The organism is Flavobacterium sp. JLP (assembly GCF_015350755.1).
GTDB lineage: Bacteria > Bacteroidota > Bacteroidia > Flavobacteriales > Flavobacteriaceae > Flavobacterium.
On the sequence record NZ_JADKPS010000008.1, the window covers coordinates 223661 to 232981 of the forward strand.

The window sequence follows — 9321 nt, forward strand, 5'->3', positions numbered from 1 at the left end:
TTAGTTGAGTTACAAGCTTTTTAAAGCTTTTTTTATGATTGCTTCTACTGTAGCTTCCGGATCCTCTTTTACAATCTTTTCTACTACTTTTTCTGAAGTTTTTCGAACAAAACCTAAAACTTCCAAAGCAGATAACGCTTCATCTCGATTTGTATTGTTTTGAACTACTGAAACTTCGTCTAAATCGTATAACTTTAACACTTTTTCCTTCAAATCAAGTATAACTCTCTGTGCTGTTTTGTTTCCAATACCTTTAATAGATTGTATCACGCCAACATCTCCAGAGGCAATAGCATTGATAATTTGTCTTGGCTCTATTGAAGATAACATCGTACGCGCGATATTGGCTCCAATACCCGAAACTGAAAGCAGCATTCTAAATATTTCGCGTTCTGATTTTTCGACAAAACCAAATAAAGTATGCGCATCTTCTTTAATTAGAAGATGCGTATACAATTTTATAAAGTCAGCATTAGGAAGTAATGAAAAAGTGTGTAATGATATATTTACATGATATCCCACACCTCCGCAATCAATTACAACTTCTGTAGGATTCTTTTCAACTAATTTTCCCTGCAAATGTGCTATCATAGTATAATTTATAGTAATCAAATATAATAAAAATAAGACAATATTATTCGATCCTTATTATATCGACTATTTAGCTAATTTATTCTTTTTATTTTCTTTCTCCTGAGCATCAATAACTGCGATTGCAGCCATATTTACCATCTCTTCAACACTTGCACCTAATTGGAAAATATGCACTGGTTTACCCATACCCATCATGATAGGACCTATAGAATTTACCTTGTACAATTCTTTCAATAATTTATATGTAATATTTGCTGATTCTAAGTTAGGGAAAACCAAAGTATTTACTTTTTTACCTGCTAATTTAGAGAAAGGGAATTTTTCTTGAAGCATCTCTGGATTTAATGCAAAGTCAGCTTGAATTTCTCCATCAACAATCATATCAGGATAATTTTTATGCAAATATGCAACTGCATCTCTTACTTTTGAAGCATTTTGATGTGTTGATGATCCGAAATTTGAATATGAAACCATCGCAATAACAGGCTCAATTCCAAACATTTTAGCTGTTTTAGCAGTCATGATTGCAATATTCACCAAGTCTTCTGAAGATGGATTGATATTTATAGCAGTATCCGATAAAAACATTGGTCCTCTTGAAGTCAGCATCATATTTGCTGTTGCAACAAGAGAAGCTCCTTGTGCTTTATCAATTAACTGCAACATTGGTTTTACTACGGTAGGGTAACTTCTTGTATGACCTGTTACCAAAGCATCTGCTTCACCTTCGTTTACCATCATTGCTGCGAAATAATTTCTTTCACGCATGTATTTTTGAGCGTCGAGTAAAGAAACACCTCTTCTTTCTCTTGTTTCCCAATATGAAGTAGCAAATCTATTTCTTCTTGCCTCTTCTTCAGTAGTTTTAGGATCAATGATTTCAATTTCAGCATCAAAACCTAGTTCAGCTTTAAGCTCTAGAATTACGTCTTTATTTCCTAATAGAATTGGAAAACCGATACCATCTTCATAAACAATTTGAGCTGCTTTTAAAACGTTTAATTGGTCTGCTTCTGCAAAAACAATTCGTTTAGGATCTAATTTAGCACGATTTGTAATCAAACGCACCATTTTGTTATCATTACCCATACGTTCGCGAAGCGCATCTTCATATGCGGCCCAGTCAGTAATAGGATTTTTAGCAACTCCAGATTCCATCGCTGCTTTTGCAACAGCCGGCGCTACTACAGTAATTAATCTTGGATCAAATGGTTTCGGGATAATATAATCTCTTCCGAAACCTAATTTTGTTGCACCATAAGCTACGTTAACTTGTTCTGGAACTGGCTCTTTTGCTAAAATAGCTAAAGCTTTTACAGCTGCCATTTTCATGTCTTCGTTAATTTTAGTTGCTCTAACATCTAAAGCTCCTCTAAAAATATAAGGAAAACCTAAAACGTTATTTACCTGATTAGGAAAATCTGAACGTCCTGTAGCCATAATAACGTCTTTACGAGTTTCTGTAGCTAAATTATAATCGATTTCCGGATTTGGATTTGCCATTGCAAAAACAATCGGATTATCTTTCATTCCCAATAACATTTCAGGCGACAAAATATCTCCTGAAGAAAGTCCGATAAAGACATCTGCACCTTTTACAGCTTCAGCTAACTCAATTTTAGGACCATCGACAGCATATTTTAATTGTAATTCTGATAGTGAAGGATTATCTTTTGTTAAAAGTCCTTTACTGTTATACATTAAAATATTCTCTACTTTTACACCTAATAAAACATACAAATCAGTACAAGCTATTGCAGCCGAACCTGCGCCAGAAACTACCATTTTTACGTCTTCAGCTTTTTTTCCTGCTAATTCAAGTGCATTAATCAATGCTGCAGATGAAATGATTGCAGTACCATGCTGATCATCGTGCATTACCGGAATATCTAATTCTTCAACCAGTCTTCTTTCAATTTCAAAAGATTCTGGCGCTTTAATATCTTCTAGATTTATTCCTCCAAAAGTTGGGGCAATATTTTTTACGGTCTGAATAAATTCTTCTATATCTTTTGTTCCGATTTCGATATCAAAAACATCGATGTCAGAGAAAATTTTAAACAACAAACCTTTTCCTTCCATAACTGGTTTAGAAGCTTCTGGGCCAATATCCCCAAGTCCTAAAACAGCTGTACCGTTTGATATAACGGCAACTAAATTTCCTTTTGCTGTATATTTATAAACGTCATCGACGTTTGCTGCAATTTCTAAACATGGCTCAGCAACACCCGGCGAATAAGCCAAAGATAAATCTCTTTGGGTTGCATATTTTTTTGTTGGAACTACCTGAATTTTTCCTGGAGTTGGCTCTGAATGGTACAGTAACGCGTCTCTTCTTTTACTCTCTTTGTTCATTATTTTTTAGCTTTTATTCTAGCTTACAAAGATATAAGTCTTGGTTTAAAAAGGCGTCTTTTTATGGCTTTCTTTTCTTAAAATAAAATATTTAGCGGTCAAAAAAAAATAGTCCACTGTTATTTGGACTATTTTTAAAAGTATATTTTTAAGAACTATTTTACTGCGAAATATAAGAGTTTAAATGATTTATGGTATCTTTTTGAATTTCTATAATTGCTTTTACAACATCGCTGATCGAGATTATTCCAACAACAGTTCCATCTTCTAAAACTGGTAAATGTCGGATTCTCTTTGTACTCATCAGCTCCATACAATCTTCGATATTGTTTGAAAGGTTTACTGAAAAAACGTTGCTTTCCATAATTTCATGTACAAAAGTCTCTTTTGATGACTTGTCTTTTAAAACGATTTTTCGAGCATAATCTCTTTCAGACAATATTCCTTTTAAGTCGGTTCCATCAATCACGAGGATAGCCCCAATGTTTTTTTCTCCCATTACTTTCAACGCTTCATATACGGTTGTTGTTGAAAGCACCGAATAAACATTTTTCCCTTTTGCGTTTAGTATTTGATTTACAGTCATATCTGAAAAATTTTAGAACTATAAAGTTAAAAAAGAAATGTATATAAATCACAGCGAAATCGATTTTTTAAAAGTTAATTGATTCATTTTAAACATAATACATGAAATTTAAAAAAATCAAAATTTTCTCATAAATAAAGGAATGATTTATAGGTTTTTTTTGTGAATAAATCATCAATTTTGATTATCAACACTTTTACAAAAAAGCCTTTTCTAAATTTAGAAAAGGCTTTTTTATGCTTTAGATCTATTTTACATATTCGTAATAATAAATTCACTTCTTCTGTTTTGCTGATGCTCTTTCTCTGTGCATTTTACACCATCGGCACATTTATTTACTAATCGTGTTTCTCCATAACCCTTCGCGTTTAATCGGTTTGCATCAATTCCTTTCTGAACCAGCCATTCTTTAGTTGATTGTGCTCTTTTATCTGAAAGAATTTGATTATTTGAAGCCGATTGACGACTGTCTGTATGCGAACGAATATCAAGTTTTATATTTGGATATTGATTTAAAACATCTACTAATTTCAGCAATTGAGGTTCAGATGTTTTTTTGATAGTTGCTTTGCCTAGATCAAAAAAGTTCATTGGAATATGAAGTAATTTAGCCAAATCTGTTCCAACTTTTATAGAACCAAATTTCACCGGCGCTATCGTTACTTTTTTAACATTTATTACTTTAGCGGTCATTGGCACAAAATTCTTTTCAATAGAAATTGGCAAAACTGTTTTTCCTGTTTCTCTCTTGATTGCTATTGAAATTTGTTTTACTCCGTAATCATCTTTAGCGGTTCTTATTGCATATTTTTTACCGCATTTTACCTTCGGAAACAAATAATTTCCATTTCCATCTGACAAAACATTTAAAACTAAATTGAAATTTTCATCAAACAAAGTTAGAGATGTATTTGCTATTGCTTCTTTTGATTCAGCATCAGTTACAGTTCCCATCAAGTCTTGTTCACAAATTAATCTTCTGGTTTCTGTAAAGCGATAAATATCATCTAAACCGTGACCGCTTTCTCTATTAGAAGAAAAAAATCCGTTTCTGTTTTTACTGTCAATAGTAAATCCAAAATCATCTTGCTTGCTATTTATTGGCTCGCCTACGTTCTGTATATCATCTAAAGTGCCGTCGTTGTTTATTTTTGAAACAAAAATATCAAGCCCGCCCAATCCTGGACGCCCGTCAGTCGCAAAATAAAGTTCGTTATCTCCTGAAATAAAAGGAAAAGTTTCTCTTCCTTCAGTATTAATTGAAGGGCCTAAATTCTTTGGTTCTCCAAAACTGCCATCTTCATTTATAGTTACTTTATATAAATCAGACTGCCCTAAAGTTCCCGGCATATCTGAAGCAAAATACAATGTTTTTTCATCCAGACTTAACGCAGGATGGGCCGTACTGTATTGATCGCTGTTAAACGGAAGCTCTTTTATATTTATCCATTCGTCTTCAACCAATTCTGCTTTGTATAATTTTAAAAGCGTTACTTTATTTTCGCTTCTTCCTCTTTTTCCATCAATAAAATTATTTCGTGTAAAATACATTGTTCTGCCATCTTTTGTAAAAACAGGAGTTGACTCGTTGAATTTTGTATTTTCTTTTTTCTGAAAAAGTTCTGGATTCCCAACACTTCCGTCAGGCATTAATGCAGCCTTGTATAATTTTGAAAACGATTTATTTGTCCATTTAAAATTGTTTTTTGCCACTCCGCCAGTATCTCTAGCCGAAGTAAAAACTATTTTGTTATCATAAACAACGCTTCCGTAATCTGAATAAAGAGAATTAACTCCGGCATCGGCAACTTCAAATCGACCAGAATTTGATTTTATTTCTTCTAAATAATTTTTATCATTTCGTACTAAAGCTGCTCTTTTTTCTAAACCTGCTTTTTGATTGAATTTCTCTAAAACCTCATCTGCCTTGCGATAGTTTCCTGCTGATTTTAAACATTGGGCATATCGGTATAAATATTCAGATTCTTGGTTTTCATTTATTAAAAACAATTCATCATACCATTTTACAGCTTCAGTTAATTCTCCAATAAAGTAATATGAATTTCCTAATCGCTGTACAATTTTCTCATCCTTTACACCTTTTTTTACAATGTTTTCATAAGCTTTTATAGCATCCGCGTAAGCGTATTCATCATATTTTTTATCTACGTAATTTGTATTAATTGTTTGAGCGTTTGTTTTGAAAAAAACACATAGAAACAAAACGGCATAGCTTAAATTTTTAATTCTCATAGTAGTTTAATTAGAAGAATCTTGGGGATGTCATTTTATTATAATTATTAAAAAACTCGAAACGAAGGAAAATTTCATGCGATCCAGAATTGTATTTTCTTAAATTCGTTGTTTCGTGATCATAACCGTATCCTAGATACAAACCGTCTGAAATTTGAAATCCTGCCATAGCACTTAATGAAGCGCTCCAGCGATAAGCAACACCAAGCGTAAATTTGTCATAAAACATAAAATTGCCCGAAACGTCAACCTGTAAAGGAGCGCCTTGAACCATTTTTGTCAACAATGCAGGTTTGAATTTAACATCATAATTGATATCAAAAACATAACCCGCCATAAAATAATAGTTTATTTTTTCTTTGAAAATAGCCGTATCATTGTCATCGTAACGATTTGTTTCGATAAAATTAGGAATAGATAATCCTAAATAAGCTTTGTCTGAATGCCAATAAACTCCTGCTCCAACATTTGGTGTAATTCTATTTTTTAAATTTTGAAATTGAGGATCATCTTGATTTTCATAACTTAATTTACTCACATCAAGATTAAAAATATTTGCAGAAGCTTTTATTCCGAAAGAGAGTTTAAAAGTTTCAGAAGTTGGAATACTATATGATAAATCTGCCGATAAATTATTCTCGTTAGTGGGTCCGATTTTATCGTTTACTAAAGAGACACCCAATCCTAATTTACTATTATTTAAAGGCGTATTGATTGAAAAAGTACTGGTTTCTGGTGCTCCGTCAAGCCCAATCCATTGTGTACGGTATAACCCAAAAACACTTAATACACCTCGTGAACCCGCATAAGCAGGATTGACTGAAATTGTATTATACATGTATTGAGAATACTGAGCATCTTGCTGCGCTGAACACACAACCGAAAAAAACATAAAAACTAAAATTAATCTCTTCATTTAATAAGCTTTAAAAACGGTCTAGTTGAAACTAAACCGTCTATCATTTTTTTATTTATTGATATAAACGTAACCGGACATTTCATGCTGATTTGAATCACTATCTCTATATTTAAGGATATAGAAATACGTTCCAACCGGAAGTCCGTCTGATTGTTTTACGGTTGCTCGTCCTGCTGAGATTCCCACAAAAACTCGATCTTCATTATTATAATGATCAATGTCAAATACCAGAACTCCCCAACGGTTATAAATTTCAACCGTATTGTCAGGATAACATTCCAATCCTTGAATGTAGAATCTTGCGTTTTTAGAATCTCCATTTGGAGAGAAAGAATTCATGACTTTTATCTGACAGCCGTTTAAGTTCAATACCGTTGGATTATCTCCTCCGTTACTTGCATCATCAGATTTATCATCAACAGTAATTCCTTTTTCACTTGAACCAGATACAGTCGCCTGATTGCTTACACTGCCTCGATTAATATCATCTTGAGTTATTTTATATTGAGCTGTAAAGGTATTTTCATCTGACTCGCCCGGCTCTAAAGTAATTGGCTGTCCAGAAACTACAACTCCTGGCAAAGGATCAGAAATCTTAATATTTTTTAATGGAACGTTACCGGTATTTGTTACTGTAAATTTATATGTAATAGTCTCTCCTGCATTTGCAAATCCACTTGCATTTTCGTCATTAAAAACAGCAGTTTTTATAATGGCAATATTAGGAACCTCAACAAATACATTTAATGTTGCTGTACTGCAAATAGATGAATTTGCTTTTTCACAAACTTGGTATGTTAATGCATAATTTCCTCCAGGTGTATTTGGTTTAACATTTACAGTTCCATCTGAATTAAATTCAAAATACGGACTTTGTGAAGTATTAGCAATTACAACATTTGCTGGATTAATTGGTAATCCATTTAAAACATCATTCGCTAAAACATTAATAAACTCAAGTTCTCCGTTAATTCCATCTACATTTGTTCCCAAATCATCTTTTGTAATAATCACTGTTGGCTGAGAAGATACAGTGTTGACTACGGTAACTTTTACAACTGCCTGACTGCAATTTGACGAATTTGAAGCATCGCAGATTTGGTATGTTAACTGGTAAATTCCTGATGCTGTTCCTGATTTCACATCAACCGAACCGTTGGCATTCAAAATCAAGTTAGCATTTGGAACAACAGTACTTAAAACAGCATTTGCTGGATTTATAGAAACTCCGTTTAAAGTATCATTATCATATATATTTAATGATGTACTTATTCCTTTATTAGTGTCTATTGGCCCTGCGGTATCATTATTTGCTTTGATTGCAAAAGTTGGTCTTGCATTACATTGTGGCGTTGCTGTCGGGTAATTTACGGCAACATTTACAGTAGGGTTTAATGAAAATTCCATCGTAACTCCTGTTCTGGTATTTTCAAATCCGTCAGCACCTTCAATCCATTGGCCATTTGTCAATAACCATCCTGGCCAATCAACACCAGTACCATTTCCATCAACAATTGCACCTGGCCATAAAATAGTACCATTTAGTGGTAAATTGGTCTGAGTTGCAACTACATTATTTGCACTGTCGATCCATTTTACTGTTAATAAATTATTTGGTGTAAAATTATCCGGTGTAACGGTGTATGATACATACGGAACATTATTTGAGCAGTAACTTGTTGCAGTTACAGTCATTATAGGTGCGGTTACAGTTACTTTTAAAGAAGCTGAACTGCAATTTGTCGGATTCAGCTTTTCACAGATTTTATATATCAATTCATATGTTCCTGCTGGTGCATTTGCTCCTAAAATTGCAGTACCGTCTGAATTTAATGTAAGGAATCCCGTTGGATCTGGAGTATCAATAGAAAGGTTTAATTCGTTTGCTACAACAGGCAATCCGTCGTTAGTGTCATTAGCAAAAACATTTACAAGTGCTGTAGGCTGATTGATTCCAACTACTGATCCTATAATATCAATATTAGCTTGAAGAACTCCAGTTGTAACTACAATTTTAGAAATTGCAGTATCACAATTTGCTGGATTATTAATTTCACAAATACTGTATTCTACATCATAATTTCCTGCTGGTGTCGATGGAGCTACAGTTACTGTTCCATCTGCATTTAAAGTAAGTCCTGACGGAACTGATAAACCAGTCAATTTCACTTGCCCAGGCTGGGTTCCGATTACTACAGCAATTCCATTTAAAGTATCATTTGATACTAATGATGCTGTTGTGCCTCCAATATTTCCATTTATTATTGACGATGTTGTTTCTTCAACAGCATCAATAACTGGTGCAGTTACGATCACTTTTAAAGAAGCTGAACTGCAATTTGTCGGATTTAGCTTTTCACAGATTTTATATATCAATTCATATGTTCCTGCTGGAGCATTTGCTCGTAAAATTGCAGTACCGTCTGAATTTAATGTAAGGAATCCTGTTGGATCTGGAGTATCAATGGAAAGGTTTAATTCGTTTGCTACAACAGGCAATCCGTCGTTAATGTCATTTGCAAAAACATTTATAACCGTTTTGGGTTGATTTGTTCCTACAACTGATAGAACTACATCTGCATTTGCTTGCAATATTCCGCCAGTTACTACAATG

General features: G+C 33.4%; 6 protein-coding genes. All 6 read right to left on the bottom strand.

Annotation, left to right across the window (positions count from 1 at the left end):
- Nucleotides 1-9 precede the first annotated feature (9 nt).
- Nucleotides 10-591 carry a Holliday junction branch migration protein RuvA gene (gene ruvA, locus IRZ83_RS18020; protein ID WP_029273146.1) on the bottom strand — a complete coding sequence of 194 codons (582 nt, stop codon included), beginning with the start codon at nucleotides 589-591 and terminating at the stop codon, nucleotides 10-12.
- Nucleotides 592-657: 66 nt separating this feature from the next.
- Nucleotides 658-2949 (bottom strand): NADP-dependent malic enzyme, encoded by a 2292-nt coding sequence (locus IRZ83_RS18025; RefSeq protein WP_194570567.1) that lies wholly within the window; start codon nucleotides 2947-2949, stop codon nucleotides 658-660.
- Nucleotides 2950-3109: 160 nt separating this feature from the next.
- The gene (locus tag IRZ83_RS18030; RefSeq protein ID WP_029273144.1) at nucleotides 3110-3535 is read right to left on the bottom strand and encodes a CBS domain-containing protein; all 426 of its coding nucleotides are present in this window, start codon (nucleotides 3533-3535) and stop codon (nucleotides 3110-3112) included.
- Nucleotides 3536-3787: 252 nt separating this feature from the next.
- Nucleotides 3788-5788 (bottom strand): OmpA family protein, encoded by a 2001-nt coding sequence (locus IRZ83_RS18035; RefSeq protein ID WP_194570568.1) that lies wholly within the window; start codon nucleotides 5786-5788, stop codon nucleotides 3788-3790.
- A gap of 10 nt (nucleotides 5789-5798) precedes the next feature.
- Nucleotides 5799-6704 (bottom strand): type IX secretion system membrane protein PorP/SprF, encoded by a 906-nt coding sequence (locus IRZ83_RS18040; protein WP_194570569.1) that lies wholly within the window; start codon nucleotides 6702-6704, stop codon nucleotides 5799-5801.
- A 51-nt stretch (nucleotides 6705-6755) separates the two neighbouring features.
- The coding region (locus IRZ83_RS18045) for a gliding motility-associated C-terminal domain-containing protein (protein WP_194570570.1) at nucleotides 6756-9321 on the bottom strand (2566 nt) is incomplete at its 5' end.

Bases quoted from the DNA above. Each gene is read 5' to 3' on its own strand.
- IRZ83_RS18040 (WP_194570569.1), bottom strand. From the start codon at position 6,704: ATGAAGAGATTAATTTTAGTTTTTATGTTTTTTTCGGTTGTGTGTTCA.
- IRZ83_RS18035 (WP_194570568.1), bottom strand. From the start codon at position 5,788: ATGAGAATTAAAAATTTAAGCTATGCCGTTTTGTTTCTATGTGTTTTT.
- IRZ83_RS18030 (WP_029273144.1), bottom strand. From the start codon at position 3,535: ATGACTGTAAATCAAATACTAAACGCAAAAGGGAAAAATGTTTATTCG.
- IRZ83_RS18025 (WP_194570567.1), bottom strand. From the start codon at position 2,949: ATGAACAAAGAGAGTAAAAGAAGAGACGCGTTACTGTACCATTCAGAG.
- ruvA (WP_029273146.1), bottom strand. From the start codon at position 591: ATGATAGCACATTTGCAGGGAAAATTAGTTGAAAAGAATCCTACAGAA.